Raw genomic sequence first — 18,918 nt, forward strand, 5'->3', positions numbered from 1 at the left:
AATAATTTTCCTCCCTAGTTTACCCAGGGGGCCGGGCGGAACGTGGGCAGGTTGGTGCGCGGGTGGCAGAGGCCACTCGAGCAGTGTGGGCGCGCGAGTGGCACGGGTGGCACGGGCAGGGCCGCGCGCAGACCGCGCGTCAGAGCAAGTACTGGTACGCCGCCTCGAGGCGCCGCAGCCACCACTCGCGCCGCTCCGCCGGCGCAGTCCACCGCTCCAACACCTCACGATCCGGCACCACCGGGCCGCTCACAATGCACCCGTCCACAATCGGACGGCGCGCCACATCCACCTCAAACAAGGACCCCGTCGCCAAGCCCGCAGCCTGCGCGGGCACCACCACGCCCTCGTCGTCACCGCACTCGATCTCCCGGCGCAAGCACGCCGCGGCCTCCAACCCGGCGCCCACACCCACCGCGGTGTCCAACGCCGAGCTCACCGTCAACGCCACCCCACGCCGCGCCACATCATCCGCGATCTCCAACAACCGATCCACCCCACCCAGCGGCGGCACCTTCACCACCGCCACATCACACGCGTTCGCATCCACCACCTCGCGCACCGCAGCCAAAGGATCCGCAGACTTCCGGATCGACTCATCCGCCGCCACGCGCACAAAAATGCCCCGGCGCATCAACCCCATCCGCACCGCGGCCAACTCCTCCACAGTCGCGCACGGCTGCTCCGCATAATCGCACGCCCCCTCCTTAGCCACCACCTCAATCACCCGCAGAGCATCCTCCACAGACCACCCCCCATTCGCATCCATCCGAATCTTCGGAGTATCCGTCGCAGCCGCGCCACCATAGTTCTCCGCGAACCACGCGCGCACCGCCCGCACACGCGCCAGATCATCCTCCACCCCCTGGCCCTTCTCCGCCACCTTCACCTTCACCGTGGTGCACCCCGGATACTGTTCCATCAGACGCCCCACCGCTCCCGGGTCGCGCGCCACATCCACCGCGGGGATTGTAGCGTTGACTTCGACGGGGACTCCGGGGGATGAGAAACCGTGGGCGTCGATAAATAAGGAGGAACGCAACCACCGGGACGCCTCCTGCGGCCCGTATTCCACAAACGGCGCCCACTCCGTCCACACATCCGGCCCCTCAAACAGCATCGCCTCGCGGACCGTCACGCCGCGAAACGGCACCCGCAACGGCAACGCCACCACATGCGCGCGGCGCTTCAACTCATCCAGATCCACCAGTGTCATCCCAGTCATGCCCCTCACGCTACCCTTAACCCATGACAAACCCATTCAAGCCCGAACTTTGGAAACCCGTCGACGGCTTCGACAACCTCACCGACATCACCTACCACCGCCACGTCGGCGACGGCCGCGAATACGGCATCGTCCGCATCGCCTTCGACCGGCCGGAGGTGCGCAACGCCTTCCGCCCGCACACCGTTGACGAGCTGTACCGCGTGCTCGACCACGCGCGCCGCAGCCCGGACGTGGGCACGGTGCTGCTCACCGGCAACGGGCCGTCCCCGAAGGACGGCGGCTGGGCGTTCTGCTCCGGCGGCGACCAGCGCATCCGCGGCCGTTCGGGCTACCAGTACGCCCAGGATCACAACTCGGACGTGGCTGCCGCGGATGCGTCGTCCGTGGATGAGGCTCGCGCGAAGGTGGAGGGCGGGCGCCTGCACATCCTTGAGGTGCAGCGGCTGATCCGCACGATGCCGAAGGTGGTCATCGCCGTGGTCAACGGGTGGGCCGCCGGCGGTGGTCACTCGCTGCACGTCGTGTGCGACATGACGCTGGCCAGCCGCGAACACGCACGCTTCAAGCAAACCGACGCGGACGTTGGCTCCTTCGACGCCGGCTACGGATCCGCCTACCTCGCCAAACAGGTGGGCCAGAAGTTTGCTCGTGAGATTTTCTTCCTGGGCCGTAGCTACGACGCCGAAACGATGCACCGCATGGGCGCCGTAAACGAAGTCGCCGATCACGCGGAGCTGGAGGACCTAGCCATCGAGTATGGCCGGGCCATCAACACGAAGTCGCCGACTGCGCAGCGGATGCTGAAGTTCGCGTTCAACCTGACCGACGATGGGTTGATGGGCCAGCAAGTGTTCGCTGGTGAGGCGACGCGCCTGGCGTACATGACCGACGAGGCCGTGGAAGGGCGGGATAGTTTCTTGGAGAAGCGCGCGCCGCGGTGGGATGAGTTTCCTTATTACTACTAGCGCGCGAGCGCCGGCGCGCTGGCGCGGTTCGGGGTGTGCGCCCGGCGTGACTCGCAGCGCGGGCGCGGCGTGAGTATGAGCAAGCGCTGGGGCAGCGTGAACGTGCGCCAGCCTGCGCAGGCGCAATTCATGTACAGTTGTTGACATGACAACATTGAGAGATATTTCGCTTGTGCTCGCCCGCGTTATCCTCGGCGTGGTGCTGTTCGCACACGGCTGGCAAAAATACAACGATTGGACCATCGCCGGAACAGGCCAGTCCTTCGGAAATGCCGGCGTCCCCTATCCTGAGCTCTCCGCTCAGTTCGCCACCTACTTCGAGATGGTCGGCGGCGCTCTGCTGATCCTCGGACTGCTCGTGCGCTTCATCGGCCCAATCCTGGCCATCCAGATGGCTGGCGCGTTCTGGTTCATGCACCGCGGCTCCGGCATCTTCGCGTCCGATGGCGGCTGGGAGCTGGTGGGCGTCATTGCCGCTGCTGGCCTGGCTCTGTCCGCGGCGGGCGCCGGACGCATCTCCCTGGACCATCTCCTGACCGCGCCGTTCCGTAAGCGCAAGGAGAAGAAGGAAGCGGAGAAGAACGCGGAGGCTGCCGCCGAAGCTCCAGCGGGCACGGCCGGCGCGGCGACCACCGCAGGCGCTGCATACCCTGCAGGTGACACCGCCACGGCAGGAACCGCAAGCACGGCAAGCACGGCTGGAGCAGCAGGCGCCGCGTACCCCGCCGACAACGCGGACGCAGCAACCACGGCATACTACCCCGCTGACAACGCGGACGCAGCCACCACGGCATTCCCAGCAGGCACCACCGCACGTTCCGCGGATGGGGGGAGCGATGCGGTGAAGGGCGGCGTCGGAGAGGATAACGACGCCACCACCGTGTTCCCAGCCGCCGGCGACACGCCGGACGCGAAGTAACGGCGCGCGACTCGCTCGTCGCGCACGGCGCCAGCGCACCGCACCACCCCTGGCGAGTATGATCTACACCACAAAAGCCCCGTTCGCGGGGCTTTTTCGCTACCCCCGGCGCAGCGCGAAAAATATGCGCAATCACCCACTAATTGCACGCTCGGGCTACCCAGCCGAACCATACAAGCGCACCTCACGCGGCATTTTCCAACCGTTGAAATAAAAAATGCTTGACGTTTCCCATCATTGTGTTCTACACTCGCATGCAGACCACGCGGGGGGAATCCCCGCACACTCCAGCCCAACCGGCTACTCAACGAGAATCGAAAGGAGAGTCAGCCGTGTTCAACAACTTCACAACCATCATCCGTACCATCTGCACCACCCAGGTCACACCATCCGAACGCTTAGGCATCATCAGCCGCGGCACTCACCACGATCACTCGAACGCCGGACGCAGCGAATGCAAGGCGCTGAACAACACACTGAACAACGCCACCATCCAGCTCGCAGACGGAACCCGTATCCCCGCCACCATGGCGCTGCTCGCAGAGTACTACCGGGACACCGCAGACCTCGCCACCCCGAGCCTCAACGCCATGGACACCCGCAGCCCCAGCTACCGGGACATCATCGCCTATCTCATCGACACCAGCGCCACCCCAGCCACCACCACCGACATTCGCGAAGCGTACCTAGCCCTCTACGACCACCTGCCCAGCGAATTCGAACTGGAAACCACTATCGACCGCGTGCGTCAATTTGGATTGACCGCCGAAACGCAGCACTCTTAGAGGCATGACCCAGGAACACGCACCCCAGCAGGTGCCTCTCGAAGCGCACGTCATCAACGCCGCCGACCTGCCGACGGCTCTGCCGCTCATGAAGGACCTGCTCGACGGCACGCGCTCCCTCATTCCCCTCGACCGCCCGCACCCCTCACCGAATATTCCCGCGCTGATGCGTGCTGGTGAATTAGTCGACGCCGGCATGCTCATTGCCTCCACTTCCGGCTCGACTGGCACCCCCAAGGGGGCGATGCTCACCCACGAGAACATCCTGGCCTCCATTACCGCGACCGAAAACTACGCCCGTAGCGAGTTCAGCGCGGAGCCAGGGCCGTGGCTGCTTGCGCTGCCCGCGCACCACATCGCCGGGTTGCAAGTGATCCTGCGCTCCCTGCACGCGGGCCACGAGCCGGTGGTGTCCCGTCATCTGTTGAGCGGAACCTCCTTCAGTGGTGAGACCTTCATTCAGGACGCCGCGCGGCTGCGCGAACTGTACCCTGACGAGGACCTGTACGTGAGCCTGGTGCCCACCCAACTGGAACGCATCCTGGCTGTTGAGGGCGGATTGGAAAGCCTGACGACGTTCGCTATGGTGCTCGTCGGCGGCGCGGCGGCACGCGGAACCTCCATCGACGACGCCCGCCGCGCCGGCGCCCCCATCGTCACCACCTACGGCTCCGCCGAAACCGCCGGGGGCGCCGTCTACAACCACCGGCCCCTGCCGGGCGTGACCCTCAGCATCGACTCGCCCGACTCCCGCGGAGTCGGACTCGTCGTCATCAACGGCCCCATGGTTTCCCCTGGTTACCGGAATGCCGCCTTCGGCCGAACCTTCCCCGCGGAACACACCTTCGTCACCTCTGACCTGGGCCAACTCGATAGCACCGGAGATCTCACCCTTCTCGGCCGCGCCGACGGCGCCATCAACACCGGCGGCTACAAAGTGCTGCCGGAAGAAGTGGAAAAGATTCTGTGGACGGCCTTCCCGGACGCGCACCTTGCCTGCGCCGTCAGGCTCGAGAGTGACGAGTTCGGAGAGTCCATCGGCGTAGCACTGGAACTGCCGGATGCTGTCGCGGACTCCGACCCCGGGCATGTCTTCCACACGCCCCGCGGGCGCGCGTTCGTGGACATCACTAAGATGGTGCGGTCCACGCTCCGCGGGAGCGTGGACCGGCACCTCATCCCCAGCCGCGCCATCGCTCTGGAGAACATGCCCACCATTGGGCCGGGCAAGGTGGACCGCATGACTGTGAAGCAGACGATGAACACCATCACGCAGTGGTAGCGTCACCAGGCTGGCGCATCACCACCACGCCGCGCAGCGCGCACACAACACACCGCACACCACCACCGCCACACCGCCGGGCCCACCCGTAGTCGCACCACCGGGCAGAACCACCGCGCCGCCTGCCCCACCCGCAGTCCCACTACGTCCACACCGCCAAGCCCACCCACAGTCGCGCCGCGCGGCCAATACCACCACCGCGGCGCCCGCCAGCACACAACACACCACGCCGCCGCGCCCACGCACCACCGCGTAAACTTCTACGCATGCCAAGCAACAACACGTATCCCGGCGCGACAGCGCGGCAATGGCTCACCGGCGCACGCCCCCAAACCTGGGCCAACGCCATCGCCCCCGTACTCGCCGGCACCGCAGCCGCCATCATCCACGGCTCCGGCGACGCCCCCCGAGCCGTCCTCGCAGGCATCGTCGCACTCGCACTCATCATCGGCGTGAACTACGCCAACGACTACTCCGACGGAATCCGCGGCACCGACGAAGACCGCTCCGGCCCCCTCCGACTCACCGGCTCACGCCTCGTCCAACCCCGCAAAGTAAAGCACGCCGCCTTCGCCGCCTTCGGCATCGCAGCCGCCGCCGGCATCGCCCTCAGCCTCCTCAGCGCTTGGTGGCTCATCCTCTTCGGCGCGCTGTGCATCCTCGCCGCGTGGTTCTACACCGGAGGCAACAACCCCTACGGCTACCGAGGCCTCGGCGAAGTGGCGGTATTCATCTTTTTCGGTCTCGTCGCCGTCATGGGAACGGAATACACCCAAGCCGGATCAATCTCCTGGCAGGGCGCGACAATGGCTGTTGCGGTGGGGGCCATGTCGGCGTCGGTTAATTTGGTCAACAACCTCCGCGACATCCCCACGGACGCAGACGCCGGGAAGATCACCCTGGCCGTCCGACTCGGCGATACGAACACCCGGCGCCTATGGATCCTGCTGAACGCCACCGCGATGGTGCTGACTGTGGTGCTCGGGGCGGTGTCCCATTGGCCGGCGCTGCTGGCGCTGCTGGCGTCGGTGTTCCTGTACGGGGCGTCGCGGCCGGTGACCGCGGGCGTGCAGGGGCGGGGGTTGATCCCCGTGCTGGCGCTGACGGGGCGGGGGATGCTGACGTGGGCGTTGATTATGTTCGCCGTGAGCTTTTTAGCTTAGGCGCTGCTCCAGTTGGCGCCGCATTTGCTCCTTATGAGCCCGACGCCCAGCATCTCGTTCCGCCACAGCCTCCGTCACCCGAAGGCGCAGCTTTTTAAACATCACCATCGACAGGGGAAGCGCCAGGATGAGGGCGAGCAGCGCGCTGATGAGCAGTGGGAAAGTGTTGGCCATGCCGAGCAGGATCACGATGGAGTGAATGATGAACGTCAGCGCGAGGAAGAGGAGGAATCGCAGGAAAGCGTAGAGGAGAATGTCGCGCCACGCTGCGCCGGATAGTTTGGCCTTGTTTTCTTTATCCACGTGGATAACACTACAACTTGGGGGCGGCTCGTCGCTAGGATGGGGTGCATGGGTCGACTGATTCTTGTGGTTCTTGTGATTGTGACTGTTGTGTTGTTGTGGCAAGCTTTCGCGCCGGAGCAGCTGCGGTTTGGCCGGCGGGGTTCTGGAGGCCGGGGTTTTGGACGGCAAGGCGTCGGAGGCCGGGGTTTTGGGCGCCAAGGTTTCGGAGGCCGGGGGTTTGGACGGCAGGATGTGAGGCCGGCAGCGCCGAAGGGCCCGGACGACGACCCCGACTTTCTCTGGAATCTGAAGAAGGAGCGGTTTAAGGAGCAGCGGCGTCGGGAGTTGGATGAGCAGAAGCGCAAGCCGACCAACAAGCCAACCACCAACGAGGAGCCGAACACCTCGCGCGACGAAACCACCCCGCGCGAAACGGGCAGCACGAACAATCCAAACAACCGCCCCACCACCGCCAACGAACCACACAACCGCGACCAGGCCGAACCACGCAAAGCCGACGGCGCGAGCGAAAACAACGAACCAGAAAAGTAAACCCCTCCCAGCCGGGTAGCGCCCGTTGGATCGGATCCGCTCCTTCCCGATTGGCGCAAATGCTCCACGTGAACGGCACACTCGAACCACGCGACAAGCTACCCCGAACATGACGAAGCCACTCCCAGTGAAGCCTGGTTACGAGACACAATGTGCGTCCGCTGTCGGCGTGTCGCGGTCGTGTTGAGAGGAGCCCTGGCACAACCATAGGATTATTTCGCTTTTCCCTGATCGTGTCCTGGGGAAATGCTCAAGAACCGCAACAAAGTCCTATGGTTGTGCCAGCACTCGTACTGCCGCCGGGACAGAGGCAGACTCCAGCGTGGTTGGTTCGTTGGCTTGGAGGTTAGGGCATGGGGAAAGGGAGCAGTCTCGTCGCCTACCAGTGGTCGGTGCAACACCGGGGATTTCTGGTGGAGTAGCCCGATATATGCTCAGCTTGAGCATATATTCTGAGCGTTAGACCAGATCAGACTCCGGAAATCGCTGTTTTCGGACACACATTTTGTCGTTTAAGCTGCGAAGACGACAAGCCGGACAAGACACGCGAAAGTAGCGACGGGAGATGGATGTACAGCAGTGCAAGCCCAACTGCGCGCGCGAATCGCAAACCTCGCACGAAACCGGCAGCGCGCACGACTCACACGAACGGCTCACCACGGGCGACGGGACTCGCGCGCGAATCGCACAGCGCGCGCGAGAATGGCGGCGCGCGGGAACCACACCGCGGAAAGCTAGGGAGAGTGCTCTGGGGAGCGCACTCCGAATCGAAGTCCGCGCTTTCGGGTTCGCGCTTCACCGGCCGAGGTGCTCTGGATTAGTCCTCCCGGGCGGGGTTTTCTGAGTTTCTCCTTCTCGGTCGGTGTTTTGTGGTTGGCACTACCGGGTTAGCGCTCCCGGGACACTGTTCCGGGTCGGTGTTTTGTGGGCTGCACTACCGGGTAAGTGCTCCGGGTGCGCGCTTCGGGTTAATACTCCCCCGGGGGCCGCCAGACCATGGTGCCGTTTATTCGGTCGACGCGGCCTCGGGGTCGAGAGGTGGGCGTCGGATTAAAAGGATCATCATCGTTGACCCCATTATGATACGGGCACAACGGCGCGAGATTATCCACATTCGTCAAGCCCCCATTTTTCCAGGCCTTGATGTGGTGCATCTCGCACTCATCGACCGGGCGATTGCACCCCGGCCACACGCACGTCTGGTTCTCCGCAGACAGCATAGCCCGCTGCTTCCAACTGGCCGTCCGCGACAGCCGGTACAAGTTCACCGGACCGCGCTCCGGGTGCACGACGGTGACGAAGCCGTAATCCGTGAGCTTCCGCCGCACAAACTCCGCGCCCGTCATCGTTGCCCCGTTGGTGAGGCGTAGCAAGATTTCTTCATTATCGACACCGGCCTGCGTGTCCTCGGCGTGCGTCCTGTTGGAGCCATCGGCGGGCTGGAGCAGCTGGTCCAGCTGATTCAGCGTGATGATCACGTGCGGCGTGAGGGCCGGGCGCAGCGACGACGTCGCTGCACCCGCGCCACGATGGAGAAGCGCTTCGACCGAACGCATCGGAGCTTCTGGCTCGATGACGCCTTGCAGATCAGCGATGATGCTCGACGGGCCCGTGAGCGTGAGGCTCCACGGCCCGGACGCCCTCCGCGTCACGCGGACCGACTGCTGCAGCGGCTTTCGGGGCTGCAGTTCACGCAGGCGTTTGCGCGCGATCCGAGGAATGTTGCGAGGGTCCGTGTGGCACAGTTCTTCCCGGAGCGCCCAGGCGTGGGCTGTTTTCTTCGCGCGGCGGGCGAACTTTTCAATCGTCAGGATGGTTGCTAGGTCGTGTTCGAGCAACCGGGCTGAGGCGATGGCGTCGCGTTGGCGTCGGGTGAAGGGGGTGGAGCCGAAGTAGACGTCCGCGAGCTGGACGAGCTCTCGTGCTGACGTGCGGCTCAGTCCTCGTGCACACAGGTCCTCTTCGGACGCACCGACGGCCGCTTCGACAAGGTCGATGCCCTGCCGGACGGCTGCTATGTAGTTCTCGAGGATGTTCATGAGGCACACGCTAGTTCTCTGTCGGGCGGCGTGGAAAGGGGCTGACGGAATCTGTGGATAACTGCCTGCGCAGCAGGCAGTTATCCACAGGCTGGCAAAAGTGCGCTTGCGCGGGTGGCGCAGGTGGGCTTACGGTAAAAGTTTGCACTGTGCCCAGCATCCTGCCGCTTCCACGACGACCTCGCGTCGCTTCCACCAAGCTCTGTCTCCAGGCCCGCACCAACTTGGGCTAAGCGACAAAATGCATGTCTGCTGTCGGCATGTCGCGGTCGTGTTGGGAGTTGCCGCGGCACAACCATAGGATTATTTCGCTTTTTCGAGATTTCGTCCTGGGCAAATGCTCAAGAACCGCAACAAACTCCTATGGTTGTGCCAGCACGCTTACCGTCGGCAGAGCTGACAATGTCCCAGCCAGTGCAGTGGGGATTGTCTCGGCCGCTGCACAAGCGGATTACGGGCAGCCCAGTGCCGGGGGGAGGCTATGCGACAACTGGGGTCATGCGGCACACTGTGTGTCCAATGCCAGTGAGGATATACAGTGCCGGTGATGATGAGGCATCTGCCGCCGGGGGCAAAGATAGGTTCCAGCATGGTTGATGCACTGGCGTGAAGGATAAGGCGTGAAGGATAAGGCATGGAGAAAAGACATGGAAAACAGGAGGCAGTCCGTCGTCTACCACATGGTGGGCGCAACACCGAGGATTTCTAGTGGAGCAGTCCGATACATCCTCACTGAGCATATATTTTGACCATTAGCCCAGCTCAAACTGAGGAAATTGCCGTTTCCGGACACACATTTTGTCGTGTAACCCCAACTGATTTTCAAGGTAATTCTCCGATGTCGTGTCGACGTGGGCGTGCGCCTCACCGTCTCCGGCGGGCCACGCTACGCGGTACAGGCGATCCGTGTCGGAGCACGGCGCTGATCGACGCGAGGCACGCGACTTCCGCGCCGCTGCGCGGTGCTGATCCGCGCGCGGCGCTGTGCGGTGTTGCTCGGCGCGCGGTGCTGGGCGCTCCGCGATGCACGGTGTGAAGGCAGGGCGGCACGCGGGATCCGTGGAGGCGAGAGGGATACTCGCGCCGAGAATACACGCAGAGTTGGGCACACGCATTCCAGAAACCTGCCGGGTCAGCGCACACCCAGCACGGCCTTCACCGAACGCGGCGATCTTATTCAGTTCGCAGGCCTGCCAGGTCAGCGCACACCCAAGACAGCCTTCACCTGGTTCAACGCGAGCATCCGCGTCGGCAGCAAAGAGCGCACCGCGTACAACGGCCACCCGGCCTTCGGGTACACCAGCCGAGCCTTCCTCTGCGCCAACGCCTCCGCCACGAACGGTGCCACCTCCTCTGCGGACGCCTGCTCCCCACCCGGGTAAAACACTCCCACACCGACGGATTCGTTCTCCGAACGCAAAGCATCCGCCAGCGCTTCCACTCCCGCCTTAGACGCCGCCTGCGCGGATTGCCCCGGCGCGTGCGCCACTGCGGCCCACGCGGACGTCATCGCCACATACCCCTGGGACGCCTGCACATGCGGCAGCGCCCCGTGCACGGTGTTGTACACACCGACCAGGTTCGTGTCGATCGCGCGCCGCCATTCGTCGGGGTCCTGCCGGGATACGGCGCCGTGCGTCGTCATCCCGGCATGTGCCCAGACCACGTCCAGGCGTCCGAATTCGCGGACGGCGTAGTCGGCGGCGTCGGCGCATCCTTCGGGTACGGTCACGTCCAGGATCACGGTGCGGAGTTTGTCTGCGGTGGTCACGGGCGTCGATCCAGGGAACGCTCCGAGCATCATCGCGGCGCGCATGGATAACGTCTGGTTGTCGGAGTCCGCAAGCACAAGCGTCGCGCCCGCCGCGGCCAGCCGTTCGGCCACGTACCCAGCGAGCTCCCCCGCGGCGCCCGTGATCAGCACAACCTGGCCGCGAATACCACTGAGGTCCGGCTCGTACGCGTCCTCCAGGCTATGCTTACCGCGTTGCGCTCCGGCTACGCGCCCGAGTGCGCCGAGTGCGGCGTCTTTAATTGTCTCTACGATGCTCATGCTGCTTCTCCTTGGGTTCTTTCTAAATATTAGGCGGAAACTATCAAACCCACTAAACCCGACGCCGCCGCGCCCCCTTCTCCCCCACCACCCCAACCGAAGTTGCTGTGGAATGGGCGCTCGCGCGCACGGTGTCGCTCTCGCAGCAGGGCCCGTGTCGCACCCGACCACGCTGGTTCCGAAAGGAGTGTCCCAGGTGCACCAAAACCTGGGCTACCGTACTCCGTCTGAGGCTGCCGTACACCGGCTGTGCTTGGGGCGCGTCCTGTTTTGAGGGCACATTGCTGTGATTTGAGCGTTTTAACAGCAAAGTGCCCTCGATCCGGGAAATGGGGAAGCCGCGCGGCCATCAGCACCAGCAACCGCGCCGCGATCACACGCCGACATCAGCGCGGTCAGCCGCGCCGGCTCCAGGTGACGCTGCGCCGGCATCAGCACCGGCAGCCGCGCCGCCAACCGCGCGCGATCTGATGATCAATACCGGGTGGCAGATGAAGCTGGCCATCATCAGACACCGTGATCCGCGCCGGGATCGAGACTGACCCGTTCGGAACGACCCGTCCGGAAATGATCGATCAGCAGGAAAATGTTATCCCACTGCTTGTAGATCGCCGCGCGCTCCAAAATGTTGTCCAGCTCGTACAGCTTTTCCCGCAGCGCGCCCGTCCGGTGCTGCAGCTGATCGGGAAGCTCCTGAAGCCGTCGAGCATGAGCCTTCTCCGCGGCGGACAGTACGAGGGACGGGAGCTGGGCGTCGATTAAATCAAGATGCATGTAATCCACAGCAGGATCGCCCACGGTCATGTCGGAAAAATCGATCACACCCACCCCGCCCTCGGCGGTCCACAGCACATGTTGGTCGTGGAGGTCGCCGTGCGTGAGGCACCGCTGCTGGCTCGGCCGAGCCAGCAGCTCCTCGATCTGCGCGAAGTTCTGCTCCACCGCGGCCAGCTCCTGCTCGGAAATATTGCCGGTCAGGAACTCCGGCACGCGCGTTTTCATGAGCTCGAACTTTCCAGGCAAGGCCCGCGGGTTCATGTTCAGCGTGGAGGTCGCCTCCCCGTCGGTCCACCAGGGCTCCACGTTCACCAGCGGCAGCAAGTCCGGGTCCATGGTGTGCATGCGGGCGAACATCGTGCCAAGTTGCTCAATAACGCGCTCGCGTTGCGAGTCCGTCATGCCCGCCCAGACGTCGGCCGTGAGCGGTTCACCGGCAACTTCCGTTTGCAAGCTCAGCATCACCGGGTTGGGCGTGCCGAACGTTCCGCGGGCGTAAGCCTGGCGCACGGTCTCCGGCACGCGGGCGGTGGAGTTGCGGAACAGCTGCGCGATGATGGAGGACTCCAGCGCGGCTTGCGCGCGGTATTCCGCCTGGTGCGGGACGCGGACCACCACGGAGTCTGGCACCATGTCCTGCAGTTCCCCTTCGGCGGAGCGGAGGCCGCGCAGGATGACCACGGCGTGGTCCATTCCTTGTTCGGGGATTTCTTCGGATTCCCACGTGAGATCTCTCCACGTGTTGCGGACCATGTCCGGGACTGTGCGTAGTGCGACCATGTGCGGCGTTCCTTTTCTTTTTTATCGTCGACGCCCAGCCTATCGCTTTTCCACCTCACCTTCCGATGTCGGCGTGGTGTTGCGGCGCTGGGTGGGCCAGGATCACGGTGCAGCACGGCGAGGCGGCGCGCCGCGCCGGTGTGCGGGCACAGTATGCGGCGCCGAGCGGGTCAGGCGCGCTGGCCGCGCTGCAGCAGCTGCAGCAAGTACTGCCCGTACGCGCTCTTGGACAGCGTCTGCCCCGCGGCTTCCAGCTGTGCGTCCGTGATGAAGCCTTTCCTCCACGCCACTTCCTCCGGGCAGCTGACTTTCAGCCCTTGGCGCTTCTCGATGGCGCGCACGAAATCCCCGGCGGCGGCGAGGTCGTCCACTGTCCCGGTGTCCAGCCACGCAGTGCCGCGCGGCAGCACTTCCACGTGCAGCCGCCCTTGCTCGAGATACGTGCGGTTCACGTCGGTGATTTCCAGCTCTCCGCGCGCGCTGGGCTGCAGGCTTTTCGCGATGTCCACCACGGAGTTTTCATAAAAGTACAGCCCCGGCACCGCGAAGTGGGACTTCGGCTTCTCCGGCTTCTCCTCCAGGGACAGCGCCGTGCCGTCCTCATCGAACTCCACCACTCCGTAAGCCTGCGGCTCGGCCACCCAGTAGGCGAAGATCGCGCCGCCGTCGGGTTCGTTGAAGTGCTGCAGTTGGGTGCCCAGACCGGAGCCGTAGAAGATGTTGTCTCCCAGAACCAGCGCCACGGAGTCCTGCCCAATGAATCGTTCTCCCACGATGAACGCCTCGGCCAGCCCGTTCGGCGCATCCTGGACCGCGTAGCTGAGCTGCACTCCGAATTGCGAGCCGTCTCCCAGCAGCGCACGGAACTGCGGCGCGTCAGCCACCGTGGTGATGATGAGGATCTCCCGGATGCCCGCCAGCATGAGTGTGGTGAGCGGGTAGTAGATCATGGGCTTGTCGTACACCGGCACGAGCTGCTTGGACACAGCGTGCGTGATCGGCCACAGCCGCGAGCCGGTTCCCCCGGCGAGGATAATGCCTTTCATTGCGTTACTCCCCGGCCCATGCGTCTGATTCGTCCATGGCGAGTTCCCATCCGCGTTGGAGTTCTTGCTCCCATCCGCGGACTTCGCGGTAGTTAGGCAGACGGTCTGTGACGTCCGCGAGGTGCGGCGCGGCCTGGTCTTTCGGGGACAGGATGGCTGTGTCTTCGTCGATGTCCCATGCGACGCCCAGCGCGCCGTCGAAAGGGTGTATCTCCCATTCGGCCTCTGGATTGTAGGCTTCTGTGACGAGGTAGTTGACCACGGCGGTCTCGGAGACGGCGTGGAATGCGTGGCCTACTCCGAGGGGGATGTGGACGATGAGAGGCTGGGCGTCGGATATAGGCAGGGAGACGTGCTTGCCGAAGGTGGGCGACCCGGTGCGCAGGTCCACGAGAACGTCGGTGATGGAGCCGGCGACGCACGTGACGAGTTTCGCTTGGCCTGGGGGAACGTCAGCGAGGTGGATGCCGCGGATCACGTTGCGGGTGGAGCGGGAGAGGTTTGCTTGGGCGATGGTGAATGGGTAGCCGAGGCGTTCCATGAATTGGTCGCCGCGGAACCATTCGTGGAAGCTGCCGCGGTCGTCGCTGAAGGTGCGGGGGACGTACACCCAAGCGCCAGGGATGGGGAGGTCGACGATGCTGCCGGGGAGGGTGTTGTCGGTGTTTATGCGGTCGAGGAGGGCGCTCACGTCCAGCGAAGTGCTGGTGGTGTTGGTGGTGGTGGCGCTGCCGGTGCGGGTGGCGGTGTTGCTGGCGCTGGCGCTGGTGCTGGTGCTGGTGGTGGGCTGTCCGTCGGCGTGAGTCATGCCCACCACTTTAGCGGCGCGGGGTGCCGGGTTGTGAGAAATACCGCTGTGAGAAAGAGCGCTGCTGGGAGTAGCTCAGTTAGAAGTAGCACGCCAACGGACCGTCGGGGCCGTCCACGATCTGCACGGGAGTGTTGAAAATCTCGGACAGGGTCTCGGCGTGCATGATCTCCTCCGCGGGGCCGAAGGCGCAGATCTGTCCGTCTTTGACGGCACAGATGTTGTCTGCGTACTTGGAGGCGAAGTTGATGTCGTGCAGCACCACGATGATGGTGCGGCCGAACTCAGCGGCGGCGCGCTGAAGGTGCTGCATCATCTGCACGGAGTGCGCGATGTCCAGGTTGTTCAGCGGCTCGTCCAGCAGCACGTAGTCCGTTTCTTGGCACAACACCATGGCCACGTAAGCGCGTTGGCGCTGGCCGCCGGAGAGCTGGTCGAGGAATCGGTTTTCAAGCTCGCGGAGTCCGAAGAAGTCGATGTAGGTGGAGATGATCTCTTCATCTTTTTTCGTCAGTCGCCCATGGGAGTAGGGGAAGCGGCCGAAGCCAACGAGCTGACGGACCGTGAGCTTGGTGATGAAGTGGTTCTCCTGGCGCAGGATCGACAGGATTTTTGCGAGGTCTTTGGACTTGGTGCTGGAGACGTCGTATCCGGCGACTTCGATGGTGCCTTCGTCAATGTCCAGCAGTCGGCCGACCATGGTCAGCAGCGTGGATTTTCCGGCGCCGTTGGGCCCCACGAGGGCGGTGATGCCGCCGGCTGGGATCTCAAGGTTTGCCGGACCGATGCGTACTTCGTCGTTGTAGTCCTTTTTGACGTTGTTGAGGGTAATCACAGGCGTCCCTTTCGTAGTAGAACGGTGAGGAATACAAGGCCACCGACCAGTTCGATGATGATGGACACGGCTCCTTGAGCGTAGAAGATGTGGTTCATCACGAAGTAGGCGCAGGTGAGCACGGCGAAGGCCATGAGGGCTGCCATGGGGAAGAGGAAGCGGTGGTCGTAGGTGTTGGCGAATTGGTAGGTGAGGGTGGCGACCAGGAAACCGAGGAAGGTCATGGGGCCAACCAGTGCGGTGGACACGGCCATGAGGATGGTGACCAGCACCAGGATGTAGATGTTGAGGGCCTTGTGGTTGAGGCCGAGGTTGGTGGTGACGTCGCGGCCGAGGCTCATGACGTTGAGCTTGCGGGACGCGAGGTACAGCAGCACTGCCGCGCCGATGAGCATCGGGATGGCGACGGGGTAGTACTCGGGTTTGGAGTTGTTGACGGAGCCGAAGAGGCGTGCGGTGAGCACGTCGAATTCGGACGGGGTGAGGAGGCGTTGCATGAAGCTGGAGACGGATCCGAGCCCGGCGCCGATAACCACGCCAACCAGCAGGGTGGCGTGCATGTCCGCCTTCCGGCCGGTAAGGAGCCAGCCGTAGAGCAGCACGGCCATGCCGACCATCAGGATGATCTGGAGGAGGAACATGGGCAGGCTGCGGGCAGCGGCGAGTCCCGCCACTCCGCCGAGGAAGACGGTGGTGGTGTGGATGGCCGCGTAGAGCGATTCAAAACCCATGATGGATGGGGTGATGATCCGGTTGTTGGTCACGGTTTGGAAAGCGACGGTGGCCATGCCCTGGCAGATGGCCACCACGGCCATGGCGATCACCGCATGCATGCGGCGTTCCGCCAGCAGCCAGAATTGTGGCGTGCCGACGGGCATGGGGTTTTTGTAGGCCAGCAGGCCGAAGGCGCACAGTGCGCCGACCGCGATAAGAATGGTGAGGACGAGCCAGTATTTGCGGGAGTCGTGCGGGGTGGCGAACGCGCCGGCGCTGTGCTTCCGGGTTGGTGTCTTCTTGGTTTGAGGCTTGGATTGAGGCGTGCCGTGGGGCTTGTCCTGAGTCGCGCCGTGGGGCTTGGACTGAGACGTGTCTTGTGGCGTGCCGTGGGAAGTGCGTGGTGTGTTGGCTTCGGTCATGGCTATCCCCTATTCCTTGCGATCATGACCACGAACACAGTCGCGCCGACCATGCCGAGAATCAGGGAGACAGGAATCTCGAAGGGCGCGATGAGCGTGCGCGCCAGCAGGTCACACACCGCGACCACGGCGATTCCCACGAGGCAGACCCAGGGGAGGTTACTGCGCAAGTCGTCGCCACGGATCATGGAGACGAGGTTCGGGACGATCAGCCCCAGGAAGGGAAGGTTGCCCACCACCACGGTCACCACTCCGGTGGCGAGTGCCACGAGAGCCGTTCCGATGAGCAGCATGCGCTGGTAGTTCAGGCCCACGGAGGTGGCGATGTCTTCGCCGAGTCCCACGACAGTGAGACGGTCGGCGAAAAGAAACACGATGATGCCGACGATCAGGACGATCCACAGCACCTCGTACTGCCCCTTGTACACAGAGGTGAAGCTTCCGGCGAACCAGATTCCCAGGGACTGCAGCAGATCAAACTGCAGGGCCAGGAAGGTGGAGACAGCACCGACCACGGCGCCGAGCATGATGCCGATGATGGGCACCACCAGCGACGAGCGTAGGGATACGCGCCGCATGAAGAGGAAGAACACCATCGCTCCAATGAAGGAGAAGATGCAGGCGGACACCATCTTCGTGAGGATGGGAGCTGCGGGTGCGATAATCATCACAACCAGCAGGCCAAGCCCAGCCCACTCGGTGACTCCGGTGGTGCTGGGTGACACGAAGCGGTTTTGGGTCAGCATTTGCATCACCAATCCGCACATGGCCATGGCGGCGCCGGCAAGGATCAGTGCCAGCGTGCGAGGCACGCGCGTGATGGCGAACATTTCGGCCCCGTCTTCTTGATTGAAGATGTCGTATTGGCCGGTGAAAAGGCTCGCGACCAGCAGCGCTGCTACGATCAGCGCTGCGATGGCGAACTTCCAGGTGAAAAGCCGCGGGCGGGCGGAGCGGTCCAGTGAGGTGGACATCTCTGTCACTTTCTTATGTTTTCTTATGTTGTCAGGCGACGTGGGGCGCCGTGCGTCGGCTACTTCTTAGCGGCCTCGAACTGGTCGGCCAGAGCGTTCAGCACCTCGGTGTAGGTGATGATGGACTCGTTGGTGTAGGTGTCCTGAGGAGCAACGTACACGTGTCCCTCCTTCATGGCCTTCACATTCTTCAGAGCCTCGTTGCCCTTCAGGATCTCCTCGGCTGGCTTGTAGCCGTCTTCCTTGGACTTGATAGCGCCATCGCGGTCCATGACGATGATGAAGTCAGGGTTAGCCTGTGCCAGGGTCTCCACGGAGACGTCATCACCCTCGTGGTTGTTGGTAGCACCCTCGATCTTCAGGGCTGGCTTCAGGCCTACCCAGTCGAAGACCGGTCCGTAGAAACGACCCACGGTTGGGGCGATGTAGCCGATCTCGCCACCGGAGACGTTGACTGCCTCGACGGTGCTCTTGCCGTCGTAGGCATCCTTGGCGCGCTTGAGGGCGGCGTCGAAGTCATCGACGAGCTTCTGGGCGTCCTCTTCCTTGTCGAAGATCTTGCCCAGCTCGGTGACCTGGCGCTTGAGCTCGTCAGCCATGTTCTCGCCTTCACGTGGCTCGAAGTCGATCACAGGGGTGTCCGGGTTGAGCTTCTTGATTTCATCCTCGTGCTGGGTGAAGCGCTGTCCGGCGATGATCAGGTCCGGCTGAGATGCAACAAGTGCCTCGAGGTCCGGCTCGCGGTGAGTTCCGAGGTCGGTGATCTTGTCGTTGTTCTTGTAGCCAGGGATGGTGTTTGGAACAAGGCGCTTAGGAGCGGCTACCAGATCCACGCCCCACTTCTCCAGGACCTCGAAGGTGCGGTTGTCGGTGGAGGCTACTGCCTTGGGTGGGTGTGGAACGGTCACGTCGCCAGAGTTGTCCTGGACGGTGATGGTGGTTGCTTTGTCGTTGTCAGATGCGGACTGCGAGGTGTTGTTTCCGCTGTCGTTGCTTCCGCAGGCGGCGAGGGTGAGGCCGGCCATTGCCAGGGTGGCGACGAGCTTTACTCGGGTGCGGGTTCGTAGGTTGGTCATGGTGTGGTTCTCCTTTGAGTCGATAGTCTGAGTGATTGTCAAGTCGACAATCGCCCAGGCTAAGGGCACACTTACCCAAAGCTGCATAGGCTTGCCTATGTTACTTAACACTTATAGCAACATGACTGTGTCGAAATATGGCGGGGGTGTTTTCCTGGGGGATGAAGAGCTGCTACGGAGCCTAAGAAAAAATATAATTCTCTTATTTTTGCTGC

The 18,918-nt window shown here is 63.4% G+C and carries 18 protein-coding genes; 6 read left to right on the top strand and 12 right to left on the bottom strand.

The window, feature by feature from the left end; genetic code table 11:
• Positions 1-139: 139 nt before the first annotated feature.
• The gene (locus tag GC425_RS04795; RefSeq protein ID WP_151844239.1) at positions 140-1,216 is read right to left on the bottom strand and encodes an o-succinylbenzoate synthase; all 1,077 of its coding nucleotides are present in this window, start codon (positions 1,214-1,216) and stop codon (positions 140-142) included.
• Between the two features lie 32 nt (positions 1,217-1,248).
• Between GC425_RS04795 and GC425_RS04800 the strand changes: the two genes are divergently transcribed.
• The 4 genes from GC425_RS04800 to GC425_RS04815 all read left to right on the top strand — a co-directional run bounded on the left by GC425_RS04800 (position 1,249) and on the right by GC425_RS04815 (position 5,179).
• Positions 1,249-2,193 carry a 1,4-dihydroxy-2-naphthoyl-CoA synthase gene (locus GC425_RS04800; RefSeq protein ID WP_151842251.1) on the top strand — a complete coding sequence of 315 codons (945 nt, stop codon included), beginning with the start codon at positions 1,249-1,251 and terminating at the stop codon, positions 2,191-2,193.
• A 145-nt stretch (positions 2,194-2,338) separates the two neighbouring features.
• On the top strand, positions 2,339-3,112 hold the full coding sequence (locus GC425_RS04805; RefSeq protein ID WP_192930340.1) for a DoxX family protein: 774 nt from the start codon (positions 2,339-2,341) through the stop codon (positions 3,110-3,112).
• A gap of 332 nt (positions 3,113-3,444) precedes the next feature.
• Positions 3,445-3,897, top strand: coding sequence for a hypothetical protein (locus GC425_RS04810; protein ID WP_151843360.1), 453 nt, complete (start codon positions 3,445-3,447; stop codon positions 3,895-3,897).
• Between the two features lie 4 nt (positions 3,898-3,901).
• Positions 3,902-5,179 carry an AMP-binding protein gene (locus GC425_RS04815; RefSeq protein ID WP_151843653.1) on the top strand — a complete coding sequence of 426 codons (1,278 nt, stop codon included), beginning with the start codon at positions 3,902-3,904 and terminating at the stop codon, positions 5,177-5,179.
• Positions 5,180-5,321: 142 nt separating this feature from the next.
• On the opposite strand, the gene GC425_RS04820 is transcribed toward GC425_RS04815, so the two are convergent.
• On the bottom strand, positions 5,322-5,447 hold the full coding sequence (locus tag GC425_RS04820; protein ID WP_257822254.1) for a hypothetical protein: 126 nt from the start codon (positions 5,445-5,447) through the stop codon (positions 5,322-5,324).
• On the opposite strand from GC425_RS04820, the gene GC425_RS04825 reads away from it, so the two are divergent.
• On the top strand, positions 5,446-6,342 hold the full coding sequence (locus GC425_RS04825; protein WP_151843652.1) for a 1,4-dihydroxy-2-naphthoate polyprenyltransferase: 897 nt from the start codon (positions 5,446-5,448) through the stop codon (positions 6,340-6,342). The genes GC425_RS04820 and GC425_RS04825 overlap by 2 nt on opposite strands.
• Here GC425_RS04825 and GC425_RS04830 read toward each other — a convergent pair.
• Positions 6,334-6,645: a DUF4229 domain-containing protein gene (locus GC425_RS04830; protein ID WP_308240240.1), complete on the bottom strand. Its 312-nt coding sequence runs from the start codon at positions 6,643-6,645 to the stop codon at positions 6,334-6,336. The genes GC425_RS04825 and GC425_RS04830 overlap by 9 nt on opposite strands.
• 48 nt (positions 6,646-6,693) lie before the next feature.
• Between GC425_RS04830 and GC425_RS04835 the strand changes: the two genes are divergently transcribed.
• A complete protein-coding gene (locus GC425_RS04835; RefSeq protein WP_192930397.1) occupies positions 6,694-7,179 on the top strand; it encodes a hypothetical protein in 486 nt (161 codons plus the stop codon).
• Between the two features lie 968 nt (positions 7,180-8,147).
• On the opposite strand, the gene GC425_RS04840 is transcribed toward GC425_RS04835, so the two are convergent.
• The 9 genes from GC425_RS04840 to GC425_RS04880 all read right to left on the bottom strand — a co-directional run bounded on the left by GC425_RS04840 (position 8,148) and on the right by GC425_RS04880 (position 18,703).
• Positions 8,148-9,218 carry an HNH endonuclease signature motif containing protein gene (locus GC425_RS04840; protein WP_151843651.1) on the bottom strand — a complete coding sequence of 357 codons (1,071 nt, stop codon included), beginning with the start codon at positions 9,216-9,218 and terminating at the stop codon, positions 8,148-8,150.
• Between the two features lie 1,198 nt (positions 9,219-10,416).
• Positions 10,417-11,271, bottom strand: coding sequence for an SDR family NAD(P)-dependent oxidoreductase (locus GC425_RS04845; protein ID WP_151843650.1), 855 nt, complete (start codon positions 11,269-11,271; stop codon positions 10,417-10,419).
• A gap of 507 nt (positions 11,272-11,778) precedes the next feature.
• Entirely contained in the window at positions 11,779-12,828 is a 1,050-nt protein-coding gene (locus GC425_RS04850; RefSeq protein WP_151843649.1) for a phosphotransferase family protein, read from the bottom strand.
• 170 nt (positions 12,829-12,998) lie between these two features.
• Positions 12,999-13,874, bottom strand: coding sequence for a glucose-1-phosphate thymidylyltransferase RfbA (gene rfbA / locus GC425_RS04855; protein ID WP_151843648.1), 876 nt, complete (start codon positions 13,872-13,874; stop codon positions 12,999-13,001).
• A gap of 4 nt (positions 13,875-13,878) precedes the next feature.
• Entirely contained in the window at positions 13,879-14,682 is an 804-nt protein-coding gene (locus GC425_RS04860; RefSeq protein WP_151843647.1) for a dTDP-4-dehydrorhamnose 3,5-epimerase family protein, read from the bottom strand.
• Between the two features lie 79 nt (positions 14,683-14,761).
• Entirely contained in the window at positions 14,762-15,517 is a 756-nt protein-coding gene (locus GC425_RS04865) for an ABC transporter ATP-binding protein (RefSeq protein WP_151842261.1), read from the bottom strand.
• On the bottom strand, positions 15,514-16,653 hold the full coding sequence (locus GC425_RS04870) for an iron chelate uptake ABC transporter family permease subunit (RefSeq protein ID WP_151843646.1): 1,140 nt from the start codon (positions 16,651-16,653) through the stop codon (positions 15,514-15,516). The genes GC425_RS04865 and GC425_RS04870 overlap by 4 nt, the downstream gene beginning before the upstream one ends.
• Before the next feature lie 2 nt (positions 16,654-16,655).
• Positions 16,656-17,627: an ABC transporter permease gene (locus tag GC425_RS04875; protein WP_151842263.1), complete on the bottom strand. Its 972-nt coding sequence runs from the start codon at positions 17,625-17,627 to the stop codon at positions 16,656-16,658.
• A 59-nt stretch (positions 17,628-17,686) separates the two neighbouring features.
• Positions 17,687-18,703 carry a siderophore ABC transporter substrate-binding protein gene (locus GC425_RS04880; RefSeq protein ID WP_151842264.1) on the bottom strand — a complete coding sequence of 339 codons (1,017 nt, stop codon included), beginning with the start codon at positions 18,701-18,703 and terminating at the stop codon, positions 17,687-17,689.
• Between the last annotated feature and the right edge of the window lie 215 nt (positions 18,704-18,918).

This window comes from Corynebacterium sp. zg254, from assembly GCF_024701495.1.
GTDB lineage: Bacteria > Actinomycetota > Actinomycetes > Mycobacteriales > Mycobacteriaceae > Corynebacterium > Corynebacterium zhongnanshanii.